The sequence below is a fragment of the Streptomyces sp. NPDC059787 genome (assembly GCF_042732315.1).
Taxonomy (GTDB): Bacteria; Actinomycetota; Actinomycetes; order Streptomycetales; family Streptomycetaceae; genus Streptomyces; species Streptomyces atrovirens.
Genome location: NZ_JBHWHX010000013.1, coordinates 38,049 through 60,648, shown reverse-complemented (window position 1 = coordinate 60,648; position 22,600 = coordinate 38,049). Strand labels below are relative to the sequence as shown.

Below are 22,600 nucleotides of genomic sequence, written 5' to 3'. Positions count from 1 at the left end.
GGCCGCCTTCTGGCAGCCGCACCCGCCCTCACCAGCGGTCTTCGGCGCGCAGGAACAGGAGCGGCGGCGCCGGCCGTACCACCAGGTGCCGGCGGCGAGCACGGCCGATTCGCGACGAGATCGAACGCCGCGTCCGCGGCCTGCTCGCCGGACTCGGCACCGAGCCCGCGGCATGACGGCCACCGGGACCGGTGTGCGCATCGCACCCGTGGGCCGGAGCACGCCGAGCACCGGCCCACGGGTGCGGCCCCGGAGCAGTTCGAGGGCCTGGCCGATCTCGTCGTCCGCGACGGAGGCCGGCGGCCGGCCCTCTCCGAGCCGTTCGGCGGTCCTGCCGACCCCGATGCCGTGGTTGCGGACCGTGTTCGGGTCGCCGAGCGGGTCCAGGAACACGTCGGCCGCCGTCCGGACGGTGCGTCAGAGCACGGCGAGCCGGTCCACCAGCAGTTCCACCCTCCGCTCGGCGTCCTCCGGCGGCAGCCGTCCCGCCCGGGTCAGGGTCGCGAGGCCGTGCAGGGCCGCCCAGAACACCTCGGTGAACAGTCCCGGGTGGACGCCGTCGCCGGCGACCTCGGCGAGGCTTTCCAGCAGGGCGGCGAAGCCGTCCTTCAGGGGCTCCGGGGTGTCCTCCTGCGCGAACGCCAGGCCGCCGTCGAGCCGGAACATGGCGTCGTAGACCGCCGGGTTGCGTGCGGCGAAGTCGAGGTAGGCGCGGGCGAGGGCGGTGACCCGGGCGCGCGGGCCGTCCGCGGCGGAGGTCGCGGTCCGCAGTGCCGCGGCCATCTCGGCGGCGCCTTCGAGAGCGACGGCGCCGATGATCTCGCGCTTGCCGCGGAAGTGACTGTAGAGGACGGGCTGGCTGTACTCGATGCGCTCGGCGAGCCGGCGGGTGGTGACCGCGTCCCAGCCCTGCCGCTCGGCGAGTTCGCGGGCCGTCGCCACGATGAGGCGCTCGCGGACCGCCCGTTCGCGCTCCTTGCGTTCCTGTACCGACATGACTCGATCCTAGCATCGCTAGACAATCGAGCGGCAGTAGGTCTAGCGTTGCCTCATCGGCTAGCAATGCTAGATCCCAGGAGGGGCAGTCATGCTCACCGCACTCGAGGTCTTCACCACCGTGGTCGTCGGCCTGATGGTGGGGGTGGAGTTCTCCGTCGCCTTCGTCATCAACCGGATCCTCGACGCCCTGCCGGAGGACAGCGGCCAGCTCGGCCGCGCCCACGGGGGCCGGATGCTCGGCGCCGTGATGCCGTTCTGGTACATCGGCTCGCTCGTCCTCGCCGGCATCTGGGCCGTCGCCGGGTGGAACCACCGCGGCTCCGGTCTCGTCGTCATCGCCGCCGCGTTGCTGATCGTCAGCGTGATCATGTCGGTCCTGCTGCTCGTCCCGATCAACAACCGGGGCAGGACGTGGACCCCCGAGAACCGGCCCGCCGACTGGAAGGAGCAGATGAACCGCTGGGACCGCTACCACTACGTCCGGGTCGCCGTCATCGTCGCCGCCTTCACCCTGCTGGTCACCGCCCTCACCTGAGCCCGCGAGCCGGGACCGCTCAGGTGGCGTTGTCGTGCGGTCCCCGCGCGACGCCCACCGCTCCGGGGAAACGCCCGGACGATGTGAAGCGGACCGCCCTCACACGACCGAAACCGCACCTCTGAATACGTCATGTGACGCATTGACCTCAGATCACCGTCACGATTGCATGATCGTGGTCCTCCGGTGGGGAGCCGGAGAAGGGACCGTGTCCTTACTGGGGGGAAAATGAGGGGAAACACGAACCGGAGCACCACCAGACGGGTGCGGGCCGCCCTGAGCACGGCGGTCGCGGTCTGCGCGGTCACGGCGGTGCTGCCCGCGGCCGCCTCGGCTGAGCCCGCGGCCGCCTCGGCTGAGCCCACGGCCGTGGCGGGCGCCGCGGGCGACGGCGGGGCCGGTGTGGAGAGGATCAGTGTCGCGGCCGACGGCACCCAGGCCGCCGGTGCCTCCGCCGGCGCCTCGATCACGTCCGACGGCCGCCGCGTCATCTTCTCGTCGTCGGCGACGAACCTCACGGCCGACGGCACGACGGGAGGCGACCGGGTGTACGTCCGCGACCGACGGACGGGGCAGACCGAGCGACTCGGGACCCTGCCCCCGCTCGAGCCCCCGGTGATCAGCGGTGACGGGGAGTACGCCGCCTATTCGGTGCGTTGGTTCAACGACGTGCGGATCCGCCTGAACCAAGTGAGCACGGTAAGGGAGATCTCCCTCAACTGCTTGGCCTACAGCTGCGGCCAGCCGTCACTGAGCGCGGACGGCCGCTACGTCGCCCATGTCATCTCCTCCGTCAGGCAACCGTCGTTCGGCCAGCGCATCGAGGTCCGGGACGAGAGCGCCGGCACCCAGGAGACCGTCGCCCAGCTCGGCCACACCCAGCCGTCCCGGCCGTCCATCAGCGACGACGGCCGCTACGTCGCCTACCAGGACGGCCAGGCGCAGGACGTCTTCGTGTGGGACCGGACCGACGGCACCGCCTCCGGCCCGATCGAGGGCCCGTCCGAGGAGGCGGCGCTCGTCCAGCTCAGCAAGGACGGCGGCAAGGTCGTCTACCTCTCGGGCTCCGACACCCACGTCCACGACGTGAGCTCGGGAGCGGCCCAACTGGTGCCGGACGTGCGGGGCGTGGCCATCGATCCCACCGGCCGCTACCTGCTGTACGCCCCGCACGACGCGGACGGGCCGTCGCTCGTGCTGCGCGACCTGGAGACGGGCACCGACGAGACCGTCTCGGAACAGCCCGCCTCGGCCGGGACCGACGCGGTCAGCGCCGGCGGGCGCGACGTGGTCTTCCAGTCCGCGGCCGACGACATCGTGCCCGGTGACACCAACGGCATGTCGGACGTCTTCGTCCGCCGCTCCTACTGACCGTCCCGGTATCCGGGGAGTGCGGTAGCCGACTGTGCGGGCCGGCCCGCACCTGGTCGTCATGGCCTGGCGCCCCGGCCGGCGATCAGTCGTCGGAGGCGAGGGGCTCCTGCCGGGGCCCCTCGCCCGATGCCCACCGCCGTTTTCCGCGCCGAGGAAGGAGAGAGCACCGTGCAGGACCGTACTTCCGAGGGGGCCGAGCCTCGTATGGTCGTCCTCGCCGTGGGCGGGGTCATGTGCACCGTTCCCGCCGTCCACCACCAGGGCGTGCTGGAAGGCCGCCTCGAGATAATCGGCCGCCCCTTCTTCGCTCATGCCGGCGACTCTCATTACGGGCACTGCGGCATGGTCCTCGAGCCCGCCGCCGAGGGCAGCTGGCACACCGCCCTGGACAACCACGGCAGCCACTGGGAGCCGGAGTACGCCACTTCGATAGGGGGTCGGCCGGCACGTATCGTCGGCTGGGCGCAGGAGCTGTTGCGGCGGAAGGCCGGGCCCGGGACCGGTCTCGGGGACCGCTGGTAGACGGCGGCCCGGGAGGGTGTTCCGTTCACCGACGACGTCCGGTGTCCCACCGTCTCGTGGGAGCTGACGTCGTGAGCCGGCAATGTGCCCCGGCATGCTCACTGCTGGGGTGCCCCGATCCTCAGGGATCAGCATAACAGTAAGTAGCTGAACACCCTGTGACCGGGATCGGCCGAGGCGGGAATGTACGTGGCCGGGAGGCCGGAGGGCCGTATTGTACGTACCGGACCGGCACGTACGACTCGGTTCGACACGAGCCGGAACGATGGGCTCGCCGGAGGGCGAAGCGGAATGATCAGTAGCTACTTGCTGTTATTTAATAGTACTGCAGTCGGATACGGTCAGGGAGAAGAGACGTTGCCGAAGCTGACCCCCCTCGTCGGGCCGGGCACCCCATGAACGTCCCCGCCCGCGCCGTCGTCGCCGTGAACCGGTTCCTGGACACACTGCGCTCCGAGGCCACCCGGCGCCAGCGCCGCGCCTACCTCGAGGAGTACACCTCCTGGCTCGCCGCACAACACCAGTGCGACACCGGCCACGTCACCACCGAAGACCTCCTGGACGAGGACAACGCCCTCGCCTGGCTCACCGCCGCCCAGCGCGGCACCACCCGGCGCCGCCCCGGCCTGCACGGCCCCACCGCACCCGCCGCCGTCAACTCCATGGCCGCACGCACCAGCTCCCTGAACACCTTCTCCCGCTACTGCGGACACCCCCTCGCACTACAGCCGCCCGCCCCGCAGTTCGCCCAGCGGCTCACCCCCACCGAAGCCCACCGCACCCTGCGGCTCCTCGCCGGCCACCACCCCGCCGGAACCCTCGAAGCCACCTGGCAGCGCTCGGTCGCCCTCATCGCCCTCGCCGTCTGCACCGGACAGGGCATCAGCACACTCCACCCCATGCGGCTCACCGACCTGGAACTGGAACGCCCCCTGCCCCGCGCCCGGGCCGCCGGCGAGTGGTACCCCCTGGACACCGTCTCCCAGGGCGCCCTCACCCGCTGGAAGACCACCCACCAGGCACTGACCGCCGGACACCTCAAAGCCCTCCAGGGCGGACGGGTCCAGCACCTGTGGATCACCACCGCACCCGGCCGCCCCCGCGACGGACAACCCGCACTCCCCGCAGGCCTGCCCGCAGCCGTACGCACCCTGGAAGCCGCCCACCGCAAACTGACCGCCACCGCACTGGGCACACCACTCCTGCTCGAACAGTTCTGCGGAACCGAGACCGGCGACGGCTCCGAGAACCCGGCCCTCACCACCGACCGGACCACGACACCGAAACGACGACCGGGCAACAGAACCAGGCTCCACAGCTCCGGCCCGGACACCGAAGAACAAACGACCCGCCGGTAGCTCTCAGGGCCCTGCCGCGGCGGTCCTGCGGCCCCGGCGTCGCCCCGCTCACGCGACAGCGGCACCAGCCGGAAAGCAGCGGGGCCCTCACCGGCCGGGGCAGCCCGGTCCGCACCGGGCCGGGCTCACGTACGGCGGTGGCCGGCCCGGTGAGCGCCTTGGCGAGTCGGGGCACCGGGCGCAAGCGGGCGGTGCGGTATTCGGATCGCCACCCGGCCCCTCCCGGTCCGGCACGGGGAGCCCGCACGGGCGCATCACCACTGGGCAATGAGCGGCGTGTCCGGCGTGTGCTGCTGCCAGGCTTCGGTGAGGCGGGCGAGGCGGGTGGGGGCAGCGATGCCGCGCACGGTCGCGATCCTGCCGTTGGCGATGTCGAACGTCACGGAGCCGACGACCTGGTCGCCGAGTACGAAGAGGATGGCGGGGGCGCCGTTGACGAGCGCGTAGTGGACGGCGGGCGTGCCGCCGGCAAGCCGCCGTTTCGCGGGTGTGGATTTGAAGCCGGCCCGTACGATGGCGGCGATGCGCCGCGGGGTGTCGTACCGCAGCAGCTTCCCGGTCAGGCCGGCGCCGTCGGAGATCGCGGTCGCGTCATCGGTGAGCAGCGCCACCAGCCGTTCGGTGTGGCCCGAGGAGGCAGCGGCGAGGAATTCCTCGACGATCCTGCGGGCGGATGCCGGGTCGGCTTCGCCGCCGCGGCGTGCGGCGGTGATGCGGCGCCGGGCCCGGTGGAGATGCTGCTGGCTCGCGGACTCGGTGATGTCGAGGATCCGGGCGATCTCGGCGTGGCTGTAGGAGAACACTTCGCGCAGGACGTAGACGGCACGCTCGACGGGCGACAGGCGCTCCATGAGGGTCAGCACGGCCAGGGAGACCGATTCGCGCTGCTCGAACGTGTCGGCCGGGCCGAGCATCGGGTCGCCGTCGAGGAGCGGTTCGGGCAGCCAGGCGCCGACGGCGCGCTCACGGCGGGCCTGTGCCGAGCGGAGCCGGTCCAGGCACAGGTTGGTGACGACCTTGGTCAGCCATGCCTCCGGCACCTTGATCAGCTGCCGGTCGGCGGCCTCCCAGCGCAGGAACGCGTCCTGCACCGCGTCTTCGGCGTCATCGGCGGAGCCCAGCAGCCGGTACGCCAGCGAGGCCAGCCGGTTCCGGCTGGCCTCGAACCGGCTGGTGTCGAAGCGATCAGTGGCGGTGCTGTCCACGCGGGCCACCCTAGGGCTACGCGGCCGCCTTCCGGGCGGACGTGTTCGCGGGCATGTCCGGGGCGGTGGCCAGGCGGCGCTTGCGCTTGGGCAGGCCGAAGGTCGGGTGCGAGGTGGTCCACAGCGACATCCTGAGGATGCCCGCCTTGATCCGCGCGGCCTTCCGGCCGCCCATGTACTTCGGCTTTGCCTGCGCTTCGTCGTCGACCATCTGCAGGATCCCGTCCCGCCGTCCGAAGCTGATGTGGTTGCCCAGGTACTCCAGCTTGGTGTTCGGGACCTTGCGGCCGGTCAGGCGTCCCACGATCGCGGCTGTGGCCTGCATGCCGGTGTAGCCGGCGGAAGCGCAGGACATCGGCAGCGGCCGGCCGTTGTCGCCGATGGCGTAGGCGCTGTCGCCGGCGGCGTAGACGTTCGGGTGCGAGACCGACCGCATGGTGCGGTCGACGACGATCCGGCCGTTCTCGGTGACCTCGAGGCCGCCGGCGGCGGCGATGGGGCTGACCGCGAACCCGGCCGTCCACACTGTCGCGTCGGCCGCCACGGCGGTGCCGTCGGCGCACAGTACCCGCGCCGCTTCGACAGCCTCGACGACGGTGTGCTCCAGGACCGTGATGCCCAGCCGGTCGCAGGCCTGGCGCAGGTGGCCGCGGGCTCCGGTGGAGAGCCGGGCGCCCAGTTCGCTGCGGGCGATGAGCGTCACCGACAGGCCGGGCCGGGATTCGGCGATCTCGGTGGCGGTCTCGATGCCGGTCAGCCCGTCGCCGACGACCAGCACCCTCCCGCCTTCGTCCCGCCTGTCCAGGCTCTCCAGACGCTCGCGCAGGCGCAGCGCCGAGGGCCGGGTGGCGACGTCGAAGGCGTACTCGGCCACGCCGGGAACGCCACCGTCGTCCCCGTGGCTGCCGAGCGCGTAGAAGAGTGTGTCGTAGCCGAGCTCGCCGCCGCCCTCGGCGTCGGCCACGGTGACGACCTGGCGCCCGGGGTCGACGGCGGTGACCCGGGCCAGGCGCAGTGCTATCCCCGTGCCCGCGAAGACGTCGGTGAGTTTCGGGGCCTCGATCGCCTGGCCGGCCGCGAACTGGTGCAGCCGCAGCCGCTGGACGAAGTCCGGCTCGGCGTTGACCACGGTGATCCCGGTGTCCGCCGGGGACAGCCGGCGGGCCAGGTTACCGGCCACGTAGGCCCCGGCATAGCCGGCGCCGAGAACGACGATGCGGTGCTTCATGAGTAGCTCCTGTCGGTTCGCTTGCCTCCGGCGATTGAGCGGAACAGCATCCGGATCGCTGACAGGAAACGTATGTGACATGAGTCACATCAAGATCGGAGGGTGATCCCGGGCCCGTCACTGCCGGAGGTGGGCCGGGGCGCGGGAGTTTCCTGGAGGGCGCGGCTGCACATCCCGCGTCACGCGGCCGAGGAGGAGACCCACGGCGCGTGGATGACCGGGGAGCCGGCCTCCCACGGCTACCGGATCAGCCCCGGCGCCCTCTCCCCGACACCGCACCGGCCGGAGGCGACGGTCTGCTGGTCTCCGAGCCGCGGGTGGTCGACGGCCGTACCCGGCGCGTCCGCGAGGCGACCGAGGCCGGGAAGCAGGCTCTGGCGGAGGATCGGCGGACAACTCGGGCGGCAGCACGGTCTTCGAGTCCGGAATCGCCTCAAGAACCTGTTCCGCCTTCAGGCCGTCTGCCGTACTGAGATCAGCCCCCACGGAGATCCGCATCTTTGAGATGAGCATCGGCCAGGTCCGCATCGGGACTTGAGGCAGCCGACACAACGAGATGGATCACCCCTCAGTGTCTGTGACGCCGGCGTGCAAGCCACCCCTCGACGTGGTTGCCGTGCGTCGCGAAATCGGTCGACAAGCGCAGCCGTGAACCACTGTGATGGCTGCGACTGCCCGTCGCACGGAGCGGGCCGGCCACGGGAGCTCTCTTGGCAGCCGAGAGAACTGCGGACATCCGCCCCCAGATCGATGAGGCACTGGTCAGGCGCCTGGTCGACACCCAGTTCCCGCAGTGGGCAGGGCTGGCCCTGAAGCTGCTCGATCCCGCTGGATCCGATCATGTGATCTACCGGTTGGGTGAGGAGCTGTCCGTCCGGCTGCCCCGCCACCCCGGAGCCATCGGGCAGGCCAGGAAGGAATTCCAGTGGCTGCCTCGACTCGCCCCGCACCTTCCCCTGGCCATCCCGGTACCAGTGGGAGTGGGCGACCCCGACTTCGGTTATCCGTGGCCGTGGGCGGTGTCCCGCTGGCTGGACGGCGAGGTGGCGACCGTCGACGCACTGGGCGACTCCTCCGGGGCCGCAGTTGAACTGGCCCAGTTCCTGGCCGCCCTGCAGCGGTTCGCACCCGAGGACGTCCCCGCCGGAAACACCGGGGAAGATCTCACCGGCCGCCCGTTGTCCGACCGGGACCGCGCGACGCGGGCCGCCATCGCCGAGGTCGACGGCGTGTTCGACACAACAGCGATGACGGAGCTGTGGAACGCGGCACTGAGCGCGCCCGGATGGGACCGCTCTCCGGTGTGGTTCCACGGCGACTTCCACACCGGCAACCTGCTGACCTCCGACGGCCGCCTCGGCGCCGTCATCGACTTCGGCGGGCTCGGCATGGGCGACCCGGCCTGCGACCTGATGATCGCCTTCACCTTGATGTCGGCGAACAGCCGAGCCGCCTTCCGCGATGCGCTCGGCGTGGACGACGCCACCTGGCTGCGGGGCCGCGGCTGGGCCCTGGCCACCGGCCTGAACGCCTACACCTCCTACGCCGCCGTCAGCCCCCGGGTCGCCGCGCAGACGACCCGTCAGATCACCCAAGCCCTCATCGGCTGACGACGACACCATGCCCGGAGCTGCCGGTGGGTTGTCAGGCAGCAGGCGAGGCCGTGTGACGTCGTTACGGTTGCCACCGGTCGGCAGGACCGCAAGCGGAGTGCCGTGGCCTCCGCTTCGGCTCCTGCTGCCGTGAGTGCGGCTCTTGACCCTCACGTGACGTCAGCCCGCACAGTCGGAGCCGTGGAGGATCACTGGACCGTGGGACGCGTGGCCGAACTGGCCGACGTGAGCGTCCGCACGCTGCATCACTATGACGAGATCGGGCTCGTGCGTCCGTCGGCGCGGACCGCGGCCGGGTACCGGTCCTACTCGGCGGGCGACGTGGAGCGGCTCAGGGAGGTGCTGGCCTACCGGCGACTGGGCTTCGGTCTGCGAGAGGTCGCGGAACTGGTTGGCGACTCGTCCACCGACGCGGTCGCACACCTGCGCCGGCTGCGCGGCCTGCTGCTGGAGCGGCGTGATCGCGCCGACGCCATGGTGGCGGCCATCGACAGGGAAATCGAGGCACGGGCGAAGGGAATGAAGGTGACGCCGGAGGAGCAACTGGAGATGCTCGGCGCACGGTTGTACGACGCGATCGGTGGCGCCTACACCGCGACGCGGCGTACCGATCCTCGCATCGCCGCGCGGATCTCGGACGCGCTCGGGGACGCGCGGACGGTGCTGAACGTCGGTGCCGGCACCGGTTCCTACGAGCCTGCTGATCGTGACGTGACCGCGGTGGAGCCATCGGCGGTCATGCGGGGGCAGCGGCCTGCCGGCTCGGCGCCGTGCGTGGCCGCCGTCGCGGAGAACCTGCCGTTCGAGGACCGCTCCTTCGACGTCGCGATGGCCGTCTCCACCGTTCACCACTGGGGGGACCCGATAGCGGGACTGCGCGAGATGCGGCGCGTGGCCCGCCGCGTGGTGGTGCTCACGTTCGACACCGACGAGCCCGACTGGCAGGACCGGTTCTGGCTCACCCGCGACTACCTGCCCGAGTTCGCCACCGTCCTCGCGCGGTTCCCCTCGCTCGCCAGGATGACCGGCGCGATCGGCGCCCGCGCCGAGCCGGTACCCGTCCCGTGGGACTGCGCCGACGGCCTGTTCGAGGCGTACTGGCGCCGGCCTGGGGCGTATCTGGAGGACCACGTGCGCCGTGCGATGTCGGTGTGGACGAGGGTCGGGCCGGAGGCCGAGCAGCGTGCGGTGCGAAGCCTCGGCGACGACCTCGACTCCGGCCGGTGGGCCGAGCGCAACAGCGACCTCGCGGACCTCGACGCGGCAGATCTCGGCCTCCGCCTGCTCACGGTGTGAGACGAGGACCGGTCGGCGGACCGCGCCGGGCCGCCCCGCGGCCGGGCGGACGCCCGGCGCCGCACGCGTCCCGCGGTGCCAGGCGGGACGAAGGCCGGTACGGGTGCGTGGCTGCCGGGCTTCCGCCGCTGCGCGGGAGTCGCGGACGTCGGGGCTTACTCGGGTCCGGGACGGGCGGCACCCTTCCGGCCGGGTGACGGGCGGGGTACCGGGACGGCCGGTGCCGTGGGAAGCCATCGGCCGAGAGCCGGGGGCCTCCCCGCCGTCAGAGGCGGAAGATCTCCGTGAAGCGGGTGAGGAGGGGCTCCGGGCCCTTGAGGGCGATGCTCCGGGTGGCGAGTGCCTCGGTGGGGGCCAGGGTGGCGCGCATGAGGTCGAGGACGGGGTGGCCGGAGCGGGTCTCGATGACCAGGTCGGGGGCGGGGTGGGGGCCGTGGGCGACGGTGAGGCGGTCGCCGTCGACGGACAGGGCGAAGGTCGCGTCGGCCATGCGCACCTCGTAACCGAGGGTCTCTCCGGCGGCGGCCTCGGGGCGGAAGGCCGTGTGGAAGGACAGGGCGCGGCTTTCGGTGGTGGTGATCTCGCCGGGGCGGGGGCCGGTCATGGTGCGGGCGCCCCAGCGGCCGAGAGCGGTCACGGCCGGCTGGAGTGCGTGGCCGTGGTCGGTGAGTTCGTAGACGACACCGCGGTCGGGGTGGGGCAGGGCGCGGCGGACGGCGACGCCGTGGGCCTCGAGCTGCTTGAGGCGGGTCGCGAGGATGTTGGTGGGGATGTTCGGCAGGCCGTTGCGCAGGTCGGTGTAGCGCTTGGGGCCGAGCAGGAGGTCCCGGACGATCAGCAGGGTCCAGCGCTCGCCGACGACCTCCATCGCGCGGGCGAGGCCGCAGAACTGGCCGTACTCCTTCACCGTCATGGTTCACATTCTAGTTCCCGCACCATATTGCGAACAGAGCTTGCGTTTTACAAGCAGACTTCGGTCTGCTTGGTTGGTTGCACCGGCACGGTCGGCATCGGCAGAGGGAGTGGGAGAGGACATGTCCTTTCAGGCGTATCTGGACAAGATCGAGGACAAGACAGGCCTGACGCCCCGGCAGTTCATCGCGCTCGCCCAGGAGCGCGGCTACGACAGCGCGGACACCAAGGCCGGCGTCATCCTGGAGTGGCTCAAGCAGGACTACGAGCTGGGCCGCGGGCACGGGATGGCGCTCGTGCACGTCATCAAGAACGGCGCGAAGATCTCCGACAAGCACGTCGGTTCGGGCGGGACCCACCAGGACGAGTCGGACACGCTCTGGCTCGACGGCAAGGCGAACCGTCCCTGAGACGGGCGCGGGCCCTTCCGGCAGGTCGGTGTCCGTGCTCCGGAGGTCCGTGGGAAGACCGCCGCTCCACCGGGAGCGGCGGTCTTCTCACGTCCGGGGCGGTCCCTCAGCCGGCCACCGGCCTGCGCCGGGCGGCGGCCACCAGCAGGGCCGCGCAGACGACACCGAGGACCGCCAGGGCGGTCCCGGCCCACATGGCGTCGGCGTAGCGCAGCGTCGTGCCCGTCGCCGGGTAGAGGAAGGCGCCCACCACGGCGATCCCGGCGGCGGCCCCCAGCTGCTGGGCGGTGCTGAGCACGCCCGAGCCGGCGCCGGCGTCCTGGGGCGGCACCTGGGCGAGCACGATGCCGGTGAGCAGGGGGACGATCATTCCGTTGCCGAGCCCGTAGACCGCGAAGCCGGCCATCAGCGGCAGGATCGCGGCGTCCGGTGTGCCCAGGCCGACGGTCGCGAGCGCTACGGCGAGGCCGGCCGCGGTCAGGGCGGCGGCGACGACGAGCACCCGGATGCCGTAGCGCTTGTGCAGGGCGGGGCTGACGCGTGAGCCCACGGCGATGGCGACGGCCGCCGGGGTGAAGACGAGGCCGGCGGCGGCCGGACTGAGGTGCGACTCGTCCTGGAGGTAGAGGCCGAGCATGACGGCGAACGGCACGCTCGACATGTACAGCAGGAAATTCAGCAGGACGCCCAGGCTGAATGTCCGGCTGTGGAAGAACCGGACGGGAAGCAGCACGGGGCGGTTCTCCCTGCCGCGCCGCGTCTGGTGTCCGACGAAGAAGGAGAGGAGCAGAACGGCGGCGAAGAGGAGGAGCGGCCCGGTGGGCAGGAAATCCCATTCCTGCAGGGCCGCGAGCGGCAGGAGGAGCAGGGCGAAACCGGCGGCGCTCAGGGCGATGCCGATACCGTCGATTCCCTGTCCGGTGCGCGGGGTGCGGTCGGCCGGCGCGGTCCGGGCAATGGCGATGTGGGCAAACGCGCACAGGGGTACCGCGACGAGGAAGACGGGACGCCAACCCAGGCCCAGCAGATCCCAGGAGGGAATCGCGCCGCCGAGTATCTGTCCGCTGACCATGCCCAGGCTCATGGAGACGCCGTACCAGGACAGGGCCTTGGCCCGTTCGGCGGGCGGGAACTGGACCCGGATGAGGGCCAGCACCTGGGGCTGGAGCACGGCCGCGGAGGCGCCCTGGGCGAGGCGTGCGGCGATCAGGACCGCCGGTGACCAGGCCAGCGCGCACGCCAGCGAGGTCACGGTGAACAGGACGAGTCCGAGGCGGTACATGCGGCGGCGGCCGAAGAGGTCGCCCAGCCGTCCGCCGGTGATCAGGCCCAGCCCGTAGAGCAGGCCGTATCCGCCGACGACGGCCTGGAACTCGAAGGGCGACAGCGTGAACGACTGGTTGATCGAGGGCGCCGCGAGGTTGACGCAGAACTGGTCGAACAGGGAGAGGAAGGGGCCGATGGCCAGGACGGCGAGCGCCTGCCACCGGCGGGGGTTCAGCGGTGCCTCGTCCGCCCCCGCGGGCGGGGCGGGGGTGCCGGCCGGGGACGGTGCGCGGCCGTCCGTGCGGGGGGGCGATAACCGTACGGCCCGGTTTCACGAGAATTTTCTCCTAACGCGGCCGGTCATGACTGCCGATTCGAGGAGCGGTACGGATCGGCGGTTCATCCAATCCACCGGCCGCCGCGGTCACAAGCGGACTTGGCGAAGTCTCCGCGGCGGCCGTTGTTCGCGGCGGCTTGCGCAACTCCGCATGGACAGCGTCGTACGGGCACGAACATCCTTCCGGTGGCAGCGTCCCCTTTCAGGAAGGCTGTGCCGTGGAAAGCCATCGCTCGGCGTCCCTGCTTTTCGGGGAGAAGGACCAAGACGAGAAGGACCGGCGGGAAGAAGCCCGCTCGCTGTTGCTGCGCGTTCTGGACGGCTCCGTGCGTTCCGATCCGTATCCGGTGTTCGACCGGATTCGTGAGGCCGGGCCCTTGTGGTGGGACGGGTCGACCGTCGTCCTCTCCTCGTACGAGCACTGCTCGGCCGTGCTGCGGGCGCCGGAGGCCGTCGCCCGGCGGGCCGACGCGTGTCCCGCCGGGCGGGACGGCCGGCCGGAGGGGCTGGCCGTCGCCGTGGCGGGCTCGGCGGAGCACGTGTGGCTGCGCCGGCTGGTGGCGCGGGTGCTCACGCCGGAGCGGCTGCGCGCCCTCGTCCCCTTCGTGCGCGCCCTCGTCGACGACCGTCTCGACGGGGTGGCGGCGCGGGGGCGGCTCGAAGTGGTCACGGACCTGGCGTATCCGCTGCCCGCGGCCGTGCTCTGCCGTCTGCTGGACCTGCCGCAGGAGGACGCGTCCTGGCTGCACCGGCAGGCCCTGCTGCTCTCCCCCGCCCTGGACCCGCATCCGCTGCTGACCGGCACGGCCCCGCCGGGGGGCGAGGCCCGCCGGCGGGCGGAGCAGGAACTGGACGCCTACCTCGGCGAACTGGTGCGCTCGCGCGGCGCGCGGGGCGGCGAGGATCCGCTGTCGGTGCCGGAGGACGCGGACGGGCCGTCCTCGGCGGTGCGGCTCGCCGCCGCGTGCCGGGCCCTGCTCGTCGCGGGGCACGAGACCAGCGTCGACCTGGTCTCGGGCGGTGTCCTGGCGCTGCTGCGGGCCCCGCACGTACGGGAGGCGGTGCGGCGGGACGCCCGGTACGCGGGCCAGGTGGTCCAGGAGGTCCTGCGCCTGGACCCGCCGGTCCAGCTGCTCCACCGTCATGCCGTCGCCGATCTCGACGTCTGCGGCACACGGGTGCCCGCCGGGACCACCCTGCTGCTCCTGCTGGCCGCGGCCCACCGGGATCCGCGGGTGTGGGACAGCCCCGAGGTGTTCGCCCCGGACGCGTCCGGGGCGCCGCACGCCGCCTTCGGGATGGGGCCGCACGCGTGTCCGGGCGAACCGGTGGCCCGGCTGATCGCCGAAACGGTTCTCACCCGGTTCGCCCAGCGGGTCACCGGTGCCCGCTTCGCCACCGGAACCCCGTCCTACCGACCGAACGTCACCCTGCGCGGCCTGCGGGCGCTGTGGGTCGATTCCGACGGCTTCGGCGACCGCGGTCTGCCGTGGCCGCCCGCGTGACGCACCCGCCGCTTCGCTTCGCAGCGCTCACCCGGCTCACCCATGGGAGCAAACTCGTGACAGTCCTTCACACCGCTTCGCGCACCCTGACGCTGGACTGCGTGTTCGACACGCCGGCCGGCGAGGACCGGGACGTCCTGGCCGGCCGGCACGTCCTGGCCCGCATCGTGTACGGGCACCACGGCGGGCAGCCGACGCTGTACCAGGGGTCCCCCCGGCTCGACGTGCACATGATGGCCGCGCCCGCCGTCCCGTTCACGGAGGCCTGGGTCACCGACCGTCCCGTGCGCTCCGGACTGCAGGACAACCTGGTCTACGCGGAGGACGGCGAGCACTTCTTCTGCGCGGTACGCGTCGAGGAGAGCGGCGTGTACCGCGACGCGGTGCACGCCGCCTACGGCGCCGCGCTCCGGATGGCCTGGCAGCAGGGGTACACCGACCTGTTCCGCATGTGGAACCTGGTCGGTGACATCACCGGCGACAACGCCGAGGGCACCGAGATCTACCAGGACTTCTGCGCCGGCCGGGCCCTGGCCTTCGACGAGTGGTCCGAGCACTTCGAGGGCATCCCCGCGGCGACCGGCATCGGCTCCCTGGGAACGGGCATCGACCTGTACTTCCTGGCCTGCCGCCCCGGGCGCACGACCCACCTGGAGAACCCGCGGCAGACCCCGGCCCACCGGTACCCCGACCGGTACGGGACCCTGTCGCCGAGCTTCGCGCGCGGCACCCACCTGGCGTCCGAGGGGTACGGGACGGGCGCCCTCTACGTGTCGGGCACGGCCAGCATCCTCGGGGACGACACCGTGCACCCCGGCGACATCGAGCGGCAGCTGGACGTCACGCTGGCCAACATCGAGGCGCTGGTGAGCGGGGACAACTTGCGCCAGCACGCCGTCGACGCCGGGTACGGGCTGACGGAGCTGGACAGCGTCAAGGTCTACGTCCGTGACGCGGAGCACCTGCCGGCGGTGCGGGCCCGGTGCGCCGAGGTGTTCTCCGGCGCGGCGGACGTGGTCTTCCTCAACGTCGGTATCTGCCGGCCGGACCTGCTCGTCGAGATGGAAGGGATCTGCCGGTGACCACCGCCCCGCCCCACCCCGCCGGCGGCACGGCCGCCCCGGTCTCCGTCTCCGGGACCCGCAGCGGCAACCTGGTCGAGCTGCTGGAGGAGTCCGCACGCGCGCACGGCCGGCTGGACCGCACCGCCTACATCGACGAGGACGGCGAGCACTCCTTCCGCTCGGTGTACGAGGGGGCGGGCCGGGCCGCCGCGGCGTTCGCGGCGCGCGGTCTCGGCCCCGGTTCCCGGATCCTCGTCGCGCTGCCCGACGGCATCGACTTCGTACGGGCGTTCCTGGGCGCCGTGCGCATCGGCGCGGTGGCGATCCCCGTCAACTCGATGTTCCACCCGGACGAGATGGCGCGGGCCGGGCGCATCGCCGAACCGGCGGCCGTGGTGGCCTCGCCGGAGTTCGACGGGCTGTTCACCGCGCCGGTACTGACCGCGGAGTCGTTGACGCGGGACGACGGCGGTGCGGTGCCGCCGTACGCCGACTGCGCGCCGCACACGCCGGCGTTCGCCGCGTTCACGTCGGGCACGACCGGCGGCCCCAAGCTCTGCTTCCACACGCACGCCGACGCGGAGGTCCTCGACCGTGCGGCCGGCGAGGCGATCGGGGTGACCGAGGACGACGTCTGCTACTCGGTGCCGCGGATGAACTTCGCCTACGGGCTCGGCAATTCGCTGTTCTTCCCGCTGCTGCGGGGTGCCGCCACGGTGCTCACCGGCCGGCGGCTGGGCCCGGCCGACTGCCTCGCCCTCATCGCCCGGCACGGCGTGAGCGTCTACTACAGCCAGCCCACCTTCTTCGCGCACATGCTCGCCCACCCCGACGCGGAGGACGTCCTCGGCCGGCTACGCGTGGCGGTCGTCGCCGGGGAGGTGCTGCCCCAGGCTCTGGAGCGACGGCTGCGCCACATCATGGGCGAGCGCCTGCTCAACGTGTACGGCACAACCGAGATCGGGCACGCCCTGCTGGTCAACGGGGCGGGCTCCTACCGGGAGTTCACCCTCGGCAGGGTGCTGGCGCCGTACCGGCTGCGCGTCGTCGACGAGGAGGGACAGCCGGTGGCCGCCGGCTGCGAGGGCCGGCTGGAGCTGGCCGGGCCCACCATCGGTCCGGGCGTCGCCCGGGGAAGCGACACCCCGCTGCGGACGACGCCACAGGAGTGGTACGCCACCAGCGACGCCGCGACGGTCGACGCCGACGGTTTCGTCCGCGTGCACGGGCGTCTCGACGACGTCGAGATCGTCGGCGGCATCAACGTGCACCCCACCGAGATCGAGGACCGTCTCATGGAGCACCCGGCCGTGAAGGAGGCGGCGGTGTGCGCGGTGCGGCGCGACGACGGGGTCTCGGTGCTGCGGGCCTTCACCGTCCTGCGGGCGGACGTCGACGCCGCTGCCGCGCAGGAGGTGCGGCAGGAGCTGCTCGCCGCCTGCCGCAAGTCGCTGACCTGGTACAAGGTCCCCGAGGACGTCTTCTTCGTGACGTCGCTGCCCCGTAATCACACCGGCAAGCTGCTGCGCCGCACGGTCCGCGCGCAGGCCGCCGACGGTTCGTTCCGGCCCTGACATCCGCTGCCCCGACCTGTCCGCCGGTTCCTCGTCGGGTCCGGCCTCGTCCACCTGGAGTGAGAGCGTTGACAACAGCTGACACCGGCACCACCACGGTCACCTTCGACGGTGAGAGCCTCACCACCGACGCGGTCGGCCGCGTCGCGGAACTGGGAGCGCCCGTGGGGGTGTGCCCCGGTGCCGTCGCCAAGGCGCTCAAGAGCCGCGCGATGCTCGAGGACCTGGCGGAGCAGAACATCCCCATCTACGGCGTGACCACGGGGTACGGCGAGATGATCTACATGCAGATCGACAAGTCGAAAGAGGTCGAACTGCAGACGAACCTGGTGCGCAGCCACAGCGCCGGGGTGGGCCCGCTGTTCGCCGAGGACGAGGCCCGGGCCATCATGGCGGCACGTCTGAACACGCTCGCCAAGGGGCACTCCGCGGTCCGCCCGGAGATCCTGGACCGCCTGGCGCTGTATCTGAACGAGGCGATCACACCGGCGATACCGGAGATCGGTTCGCTCGGCGCCAGCGGTGACCTCGTACCGCTCTCGCACCTCGCCGGCACGCTCATCGGCGAGGGCCAGGTACTGCGCGACGGCAAGCGGCGGGAGACGGGCAAGGTCCTGCGCGAACTGGGCATCGCCCCGCTGCAACTGCGCTTCAAGGAGGGCCTGGCGCTGATCAACGGGACCTCCGCCATGACGGGTCTCGGCTCCCTCGTCGTGGAGCGGGCGTTCACCCAGGTCCGCCAGGCGGAGGTGGTCTCAGGCCTCCTCAACGACGTACTGCGCGGGTCCAGGAGCCCGTTCCTGGCCGAGGGCCACGACGTAGCCCGGCCGCACGCGGGACAGATCGACTCGGCGGCCAACATGCGGACCCTGCTCGCGGGCAGCCGTCTGGCCCTGGACCACGCGGACCTGCGCCGCGAGCTGGAGAAGGCCAGGGAAGGCGGCGGTGACGTCCAGCGCACCGACGTGTACCTGCAGAAGGCGTACACGCTGCGTGCCGTGCCGCAGATCCTCGGGGCGGTGCGGGACACCCTCGAACACGCGCGGGGGCGGCTGGAGACCGAACTCAACTCCGCCAACGACAACCCCCTGTTCTTCGAGGGCGAGGAGATCTTCCACGGGGCGAACTTCCACGGCCAGCCCATCGCGTTCGTCATGGACTTCACCACGATCGCGCTCACCCAGCTCGGGGTGCTCGCCGAACGGCAGGTCAACCGGCTGCTCAACCGGCACCTCAGCTACGGTCTGCCGGAGTTCCTCGTCGCCGCCGACCCGGGCCTGCACTGCGGTTTCGCCGGCGCGAACTACCCGGCGACGGCCCTGGTGGCGGAGAACCGGACCATCGGGCCCGCCAGCACCCAGAGCGTGCCGTCCAACGGCGACAACCAGGACGTCGTCAGCATGGGCCTGATCGCGGCCCGCAACGCCCGGCGGGTGCTGCAGAACAACAACCACATCCTCGCGGTGGAGTTCCTCGCCGCCGCCCAGGCCGTGGACGTCTCCCGGCGGTACGACGACCTGAGTCCGGCGAGCCGGGCCACGTACGACGCGGTGCGGTCCCTGGTGCCCACCCTGGGCGTGGACCGCTACATGGCCGACGACATCGAGCTGATCGCCGCGGCGCTGTCGCGGGGCGAGTTCCTGCGGTCCCTGAGCCGGGAGGGAATCGCGCTGCGCTGATCCGGCGTACGGCGGCGCGGGGGACGGGGCACGACCGGTGCGCCGTCCCCCGCACCGCGTTCGGGGGCCCTTCCCGGGGCCCGGAAACACCGCACGTCCCCTGTTCCGTCCTCTTCGGTGAAAGGCGTTTCCATGACTCAAGTGACACAGCGTCCCACCCTGGACGCCCCGGCCCCGCCACGGACCGGCACCTCGCGTACGCCCTCGTTCTTCTTCAACGGCCACGTGCCGCGGCGGCGGCTGCTGGTCGCCGTGGTGAGCGCGCTGTTCGGTTTCGCCCTGACGGTGGTGTGGTCGGCGGAGTTCGTCGACAGCACCATCGGCGACAACGTCGCCGACACCCTGCTCGGACACCACGCCAAGGACAGCCCCATCGCCGGCGCCCTGGCCGGTCTGGCCTTCGCCGTGGCGACCGGGGTGGCGGGCACGTTCACCGCGTGCAACGTCGCCGTGTTCAGCGCGCTGGCCCCGCTGACCGGCGGCCCCTCCTCACCGCGCCGGCGGCTGACCGCCGCGCTGCAGCCGCTGAGCAGACTCGCCCTGGGCGCGATCGTCGTGTCGGCGCTGTACGGGGTGCTCGTCGCGCTGGTCGGCACCGGGATGCCGCAGTTCGACGAGACCCCGTCGGGCGGCGGGCTGTCCGGCCGTCTGATCCAGGCGATGGTGGTGTACGGGCTCATCGGCCTGTGCATGCTGGTGCTCGGGCTCTCCGCGCTGGGCGTGGTGAGGGATCCGCTCGCGCGGCTGTCGCACCGCTTCCCCGGTGCGCCGATGCTGTTCATGGGCGCCCTGATCGGGGCGTTCCTCATCGGGCGTCCGTTCCCGCTGTTCCGGCAGCTGTTCCGGGACGCGGCCGAGAGCGGCAACCCGCTCTACGGGGCGGCGGTGTTCGTGCTCCAGACGCTCGGCAACCTCGCCGTCGTGGCGGTGCTGTTCCTCCTGGTCACCGTCGTCTTCGGGAACCGGCTGAACCGCTGGCTGACGGCCCGGCCGAGCCGCGCCTCGGCGCTGATGGCGGCGGCGTTCATCGCCGCCGGCGTCTTCATGCTCCTGTACTGGGACCTGCGGATCCTGGCCCGCCGCGACCTGATCTGGTACCCGATGGCCCCCTGGGCGCACTGAGGCCCCGGCGGCACGCGAACGGGCCGGATGCGCGGGGCGCGCACCCGGCCCGTTCGCGCACCCATGACGTCGTCCGGCTCCTGCCGCTGACCGGCGGGCCGGGCTCGGGGCTCAGGGTGCTCCGGCGGCGTCGCCGGAGCCGGCCGTCTCCTCCTGCGCCATGCCGAGGAAACGCCGGATCGCCTCGACCGGCATGTCGAGCCCCTCGGACGCGGACTGCTCGTCGCCGAACACCTGCACGGCCTCGGCGACGGCCCCGGCCAGTTCCACCTCTCATGCCGGGCAGGGTGCCCGGTCCCTTCAGGGCCGGGGTGAATGCCCGTTCCCGCGGAGCGGGGTACGGGGAGAGCCGCATCGCCTTCGGGAGTGATGCGGTGTTCCGGAAGAGGACGGCAGTGAGTTCGGCTGTGAACAGGTGTGGCGGTGCGCGGTGGAGAGTGGTGGCAGGGGTAGATCGCTCGTTCGGGTGAGCCGGGCCGGATGCGAAGAGAGGAACGAGTGTCGGGGCTACGTTGGGCGGCATGTCACGTTTCCGGATGTACCCGACGGGCGCGCAGGAGCAGCGGATGCTGCTGCACTGCGCGCACGCCCGGTACGTGTGGAACCTGGCCGTCGAGCAGCACGCGTCCTGGCAGCCAGGCCGCAGGTCTGCGCCCGGGTTCGCGGAGCAGTGCCGCCAGCTCACCGAGGCCCGGCGGGACAACGACTGGCTGGCCGCCGGGAACGCGGATGTGCAGCAGCAGGCGTTGCAGGACTTCGCCAAGGCCAGGAACGCGCGCTTCACCTCCGGGTTCGGTAAGCCGACCTGGCGCAGGAAGCACGTGCACGAGGGTTTCCGGGTGATCGGCACCGACCGCGTTCCGGAGTGCCATCCGGACGGTTCGCCAAAGCTGAACGCCAAGGGCAGGCAGGTGGTGGGCCGTTCGGTGGTGGTGCAGAGGCTGAACCGGCGGTGGGCTCGGGTGAAGGTCCCCGGCTGCGGCTGGATCCGCTTCCGCCTCACCCGCACCGAACTGCCGCAGGCGAAGACGTTCCGGGTCACCTTCCGCAACGGCCGGTGGCACATTGCCTTCGCGACCATCCCCGACCCCATCCCTGCACTCGGCACGGGTGAGATCGTCGGGATCGACCGGGGCGTGAAGATCACCGCCGCCCTGTCCGATGGCCGGAAGCTGAACTGCCCCCAGCTCACCACCCGCGAGCGCGCGCAGATCCGCAAACACCAGCGCCGGGCCGTCCGCGCCCCCAAGAACAGCGACCGCAAACGAGCCGAGCACGCGAAGGTGGCCAGGCTCAAGGCGCGGGAGGCGGACCGGCGCAAGGACTGGTGCGAGAAGACCTCGACCATGCTCGCCCGCACCTACGGTCTGATCCGGTTCGAAAAGCTCACCATCACGACCATGACCCGCTCCGCGAAAGGAACGATCGAGCAGCCGGGCAGGAACATCCGGCAGAAGGCCGGGCTGAACCGGGCGATTCTCGCCCAGGGCTGGGGCCTGCTGCGCCGCCGCACCGGCGAGAAGGCCCCCGGGCGGGTGGAGGACGTGCCCGCCCCCTACACGTCGCTGCGGTGCAGTGCCTGCGGCTGGATCGAGAAGAACTCGCGCAAGAGCCAAGCCGAGTTCGTCTGCACATCCTGCGGGTTCACCTGCAACGCCGACGAGAACGCAGCAGTCAACGTCGCGGCAGGACAGGGCGGGATCCCCCACCCCCGGCGCACAGCCGGTGCCGGAGGGGTGACAGCGGCCACCAGCCGCTCGAGCGCCCGTGAACCTCAACCCGTCTGGGTTGGAATCCCCCTCTTTTAAGAGGGGGAGGATGTCAAGGTGTCGACCACCGCCAACTGGCGGCGCTGCTTCTCCTGAAGCCGCTGCTTGCGGGAATTGGATGCGATGGACGCGGTGGACTGGGGTGCCGTACCAGGCCATCCCGACTGGTATGAACCGGCTCGTGCCGCCCGCGGTCTGCGCGCGCTGGCCGATGCGTCGAACCTGGTGGAGGCGGCGGAGGCCGGCTCGCTGCTCAGCGGCGGCGGAATCGTCCATGGCCACAGTGCCGCAGTGTTTCCGGCGGCTGCGGTCGCGGCCCCTCGGCTCCTGGACATCGCTCAGCAGGGTCACCCGGCGGCTCGGGACACCGCGTTGGAGCTGGTCGGCGAGGCCCTGTCGTCCTGTCCTCACGCCGAGTACACGCGGGTGACGACGTCCTACGGCACAGCAATCCCGATCTGCTGCGCCATCGCCCACCATCTGCGAGCCCGCACGGCTCTCCTCGCCGGACTGGGCAAGCGGGGCAGGGCGCTGCTTGCCGATGCGGCCGAGCACTGGCGTTTCGAGATCCGAGAGTGCGTCGCCGACGGCAATGACACGGCAGCCTTCGGGGCCCTGGTCGGTTGTTTCCCGGGCGGCGTGCACGCGGTGGAACTGCACCTCGTTGGTGAGATCGCCGTGCTGGACGAGGTTGCCCTCGAATACCCACCCGTGGAGGGCACTGTTGAAGCGTGCCTGCGTGTGATGGGGCGGCGTCCGGGCGAACTGCCGCCCGGCGCCGTCCTGTTTCCGGCAGAGTGCGGTGAACGCGTGCACTGACCGGCCCCATGGG

At 71.8% G+C, this 22,600-nt stretch carries 20 protein-coding genes and 2 pseudogenes; 14 read left to right on the top strand and 8 right to left on the bottom strand.

Annotated features, from left to right (window positions below; translation table 11 throughout):
• Window positions 1-246 precede the first annotated feature (246 nt).
• Both ACFV5H_RS14990 and ACFV5H_RS14985 read right to left on the bottom strand, forming a co-directional pair.
• Window positions 247-393, bottom strand: a pseudogene (locus tag ACFV5H_RS14990) (site-specific integrase); the annotation flags it as partial.
• Window positions 394-417: 24 nt separating this feature from the next.
• Window positions 418-996 carry a TetR/AcrR family transcriptional regulator gene (locus ACFV5H_RS14985; protein ID WP_385051441.1) on the bottom strand — a complete coding sequence of 193 codons (579 nt, stop codon included), beginning with the start codon at window positions 994-996 and terminating at the stop codon, window positions 418-420.
• A gap of 91 nt (window positions 997-1,087) precedes the next feature.
• Here ACFV5H_RS14985 and ACFV5H_RS14980 point away from each other — a divergent pair, with 91 nt between their 5' ends.
• The 4 genes from ACFV5H_RS14980 (at window position 1,088) to ACFV5H_RS14965 (ending at window position 4,788) form a co-directional block, all read left to right on the top strand.
• The gene (locus tag ACFV5H_RS14980; RefSeq protein ID WP_385051439.1) at window positions 1,088-1,534 is read left to right on the top strand and encodes an anthrone oxygenase family protein; all 447 of its coding nucleotides are present in this window, start codon (window positions 1,088-1,090) and stop codon (window positions 1,532-1,534) included.
• 228 nt (window positions 1,535-1,762) lie between these two features.
• Complete coding sequence (locus tag ACFV5H_RS14975; RefSeq protein WP_385194968.1) at window positions 1,763-2,905, top strand: WD40 repeat domain-containing protein; 1,143 nt, start codon at window positions 1,763-1,765, stop codon at window positions 2,903-2,905.
• 171 nt (window positions 2,906-3,076) lie between these two features.
• The gene (locus ACFV5H_RS14970; RefSeq protein ID WP_385194966.1) at window positions 3,077-3,430 is read left to right on the top strand and encodes a hypothetical protein; all 354 of its coding nucleotides are present in this window, start codon (window positions 3,077-3,079) and stop codon (window positions 3,428-3,430) included.
• Window positions 3,431-3,825: 395 nt separating this feature from the next.
• Entirely contained in the window at window positions 3,826-4,788 is a 963-nt protein-coding gene (locus tag ACFV5H_RS14965; protein ID WP_385194963.1) for a hypothetical protein, read from the top strand.
• Between the two features lie 254 nt (window positions 4,789-5,042).
• On the opposite strand, the gene ACFV5H_RS14960 is transcribed toward ACFV5H_RS14965, so the two are convergent.
• Window positions 5,043-5,993 (bottom strand): sigma-70 family RNA polymerase sigma factor, encoded by a 951-nt coding sequence (locus ACFV5H_RS14960; RefSeq protein WP_385194960.1) that lies wholly within the window; start codon window positions 5,991-5,993, stop codon window positions 5,043-5,045.
• Window positions 5,994-6,009: 16 nt separating this feature from the next.
• Complete coding sequence (locus tag ACFV5H_RS14955; protein WP_385051429.1) at window positions 6,010-7,221, bottom strand: NAD(P)/FAD-dependent oxidoreductase; 1,212 nt, start codon at window positions 7,219-7,221, stop codon at window positions 6,010-6,012.
• Between the two features lie 710 nt (window positions 7,222-7,931).
• Here ACFV5H_RS14955 and ACFV5H_RS14950 point away from each other — a divergent pair.
• Window positions 7,932-8,831 carry an aminoglycoside phosphotransferase family protein gene (locus ACFV5H_RS14950; protein WP_385194957.1) on the top strand — a complete coding sequence of 300 codons (900 nt, stop codon included), beginning with the start codon at window positions 7,932-7,934 and terminating at the stop codon, window positions 8,829-8,831.
• Window positions 8,832-8,837: 6 nt separating this feature from the next.
• Here ACFV5H_RS14950 and ACFV5H_RS14945 read toward each other — a convergent pair.
• Window positions 8,838-8,942: pseudogene (locus ACFV5H_RS14945) on the bottom strand (IS5/IS1182 family transposase); the annotation flags it as partial.
• 90 nt (window positions 8,943-9,032) lie between these two features.
• Between ACFV5H_RS14945 and ACFV5H_RS14940 the strand changes: the two are divergent.
• On the top strand, window positions 9,033-10,130 hold the full coding sequence (locus ACFV5H_RS14940) for a MerR family DNA-binding transcriptional regulator (RefSeq protein ID WP_385051539.1): 1,098 nt from the start codon (window positions 9,033-9,035) through the stop codon (window positions 10,128-10,130).
• Between the two features lie 265 nt (window positions 10,131-10,395).
• Here ACFV5H_RS14940 and ACFV5H_RS14935 read toward each other — a convergent pair whose 3' ends face one another.
• On the bottom strand, window positions 10,396-11,043 hold the full coding sequence (locus ACFV5H_RS14935) for a winged helix-turn-helix transcriptional regulator (RefSeq protein ID WP_385194954.1): 648 nt from the start codon (window positions 11,041-11,043) through the stop codon (window positions 10,396-10,398).
• Window positions 11,044-11,164: 121 nt separating this feature from the next.
• Between ACFV5H_RS14935 and ACFV5H_RS14930 the strand changes: the two genes are divergently transcribed.
• Window positions 11,165-11,452: a DUF4287 domain-containing protein gene (locus ACFV5H_RS14930; RefSeq protein ID WP_385051423.1), complete on the top strand. Its 288-nt coding sequence runs from the start codon at window positions 11,165-11,167 to the stop codon at window positions 11,450-11,452.
• A gap of 106 nt (window positions 11,453-11,558) precedes the next feature.
• On the opposite strand, the gene ACFV5H_RS14925 is transcribed toward ACFV5H_RS14930, so the two are convergent.
• Entirely contained in the window at window positions 11,559-12,914 is a 1,356-nt protein-coding gene (locus ACFV5H_RS14925) for an MFS transporter (protein ID WP_385195144.1), read from the bottom strand.
• Between the two features lie 359 nt (window positions 12,915-13,273).
• Between ACFV5H_RS14925 and ACFV5H_RS14920 the strand changes: the two genes are divergently transcribed.
• The 5 genes from ACFV5H_RS14920 to ACFV5H_RS14900 all read left to right on the top strand — a co-directional run bounded on the left by ACFV5H_RS14920 (window position 13,274) and on the right by ACFV5H_RS14900 (window position 19,999).
• Complete coding sequence (locus ACFV5H_RS14920; protein ID WP_385054141.1) at window positions 13,274-14,560, top strand: cytochrome P450; 1,287 nt, start codon at window positions 13,274-13,276, stop codon at window positions 14,558-14,560.
• Between the two features lie 56 nt (window positions 14,561-14,616).
• Complete coding sequence (locus tag ACFV5H_RS14915; protein ID WP_385194951.1) at window positions 14,617-15,642, top strand: FkbO/Hyg5 family chorismatase; 1,026 nt, start codon at window positions 14,617-14,619, stop codon at window positions 15,640-15,642.
• Window positions 15,639-17,198 carry a class I adenylate-forming enzyme family protein gene (locus ACFV5H_RS14910; RefSeq protein WP_385054136.1) on the top strand — a complete coding sequence of 520 codons (1,560 nt, stop codon included), beginning with the start codon at window positions 15,639-15,641 and terminating at the stop codon, window positions 17,196-17,198. Before ACFV5H_RS14915 ends, ACFV5H_RS14910 begins: the two co-directional genes overlap by 4 nt.
• Before the next feature lie 68 nt (window positions 17,199-17,266).
• Entirely contained in the window at window positions 17,267-18,877 is a 1,611-nt protein-coding gene (gene cmdF, locus ACFV5H_RS14905) for a tyrosine 2,3-aminomutase (RefSeq protein WP_385054133.1), read from the top strand.
• A 132-nt stretch (window positions 18,878-19,009) separates the two neighbouring features.
• Window positions 19,010-19,999, top strand: coding sequence for a hypothetical protein (locus ACFV5H_RS14900; RefSeq protein ID WP_385054130.1), 990 nt, complete (start codon window positions 19,010-19,012; stop codon window positions 19,997-19,999).
• 111 nt (window positions 20,000-20,110) lie between these two features.
• On the opposite strand, the gene ACFV5H_RS14895 is transcribed toward ACFV5H_RS14900, so the two are convergent.
• A complete protein-coding gene (locus tag ACFV5H_RS14895) occupies window positions 20,111-20,269 on the bottom strand; it encodes a hypothetical protein (protein WP_385054128.1) in 159 nt (52 codons plus the stop codon).
• 251 nt (window positions 20,270-20,520) lie between these two features.
• Between ACFV5H_RS14895 and ACFV5H_RS14890 the strand changes: the two genes are divergently transcribed.
• A complete protein-coding gene (locus tag ACFV5H_RS14890; protein ID WP_385054125.1) occupies window positions 20,521-21,807 on the top strand; it encodes an RNA-guided endonuclease InsQ/TnpB family protein in 1,287 nt (428 codons plus the stop codon).
• Between the two features lie 84 nt (window positions 21,808-21,891).
• Window positions 21,892-22,587 carry a hypothetical protein gene (locus tag ACFV5H_RS14885; RefSeq protein ID WP_385194949.1) on the top strand — a complete coding sequence of 232 codons (696 nt, stop codon included), beginning with the start codon at window positions 21,892-21,894 and terminating at the stop codon, window positions 22,585-22,587.
• Window positions 22,588-22,600 lie beyond the last annotated feature (13 nt).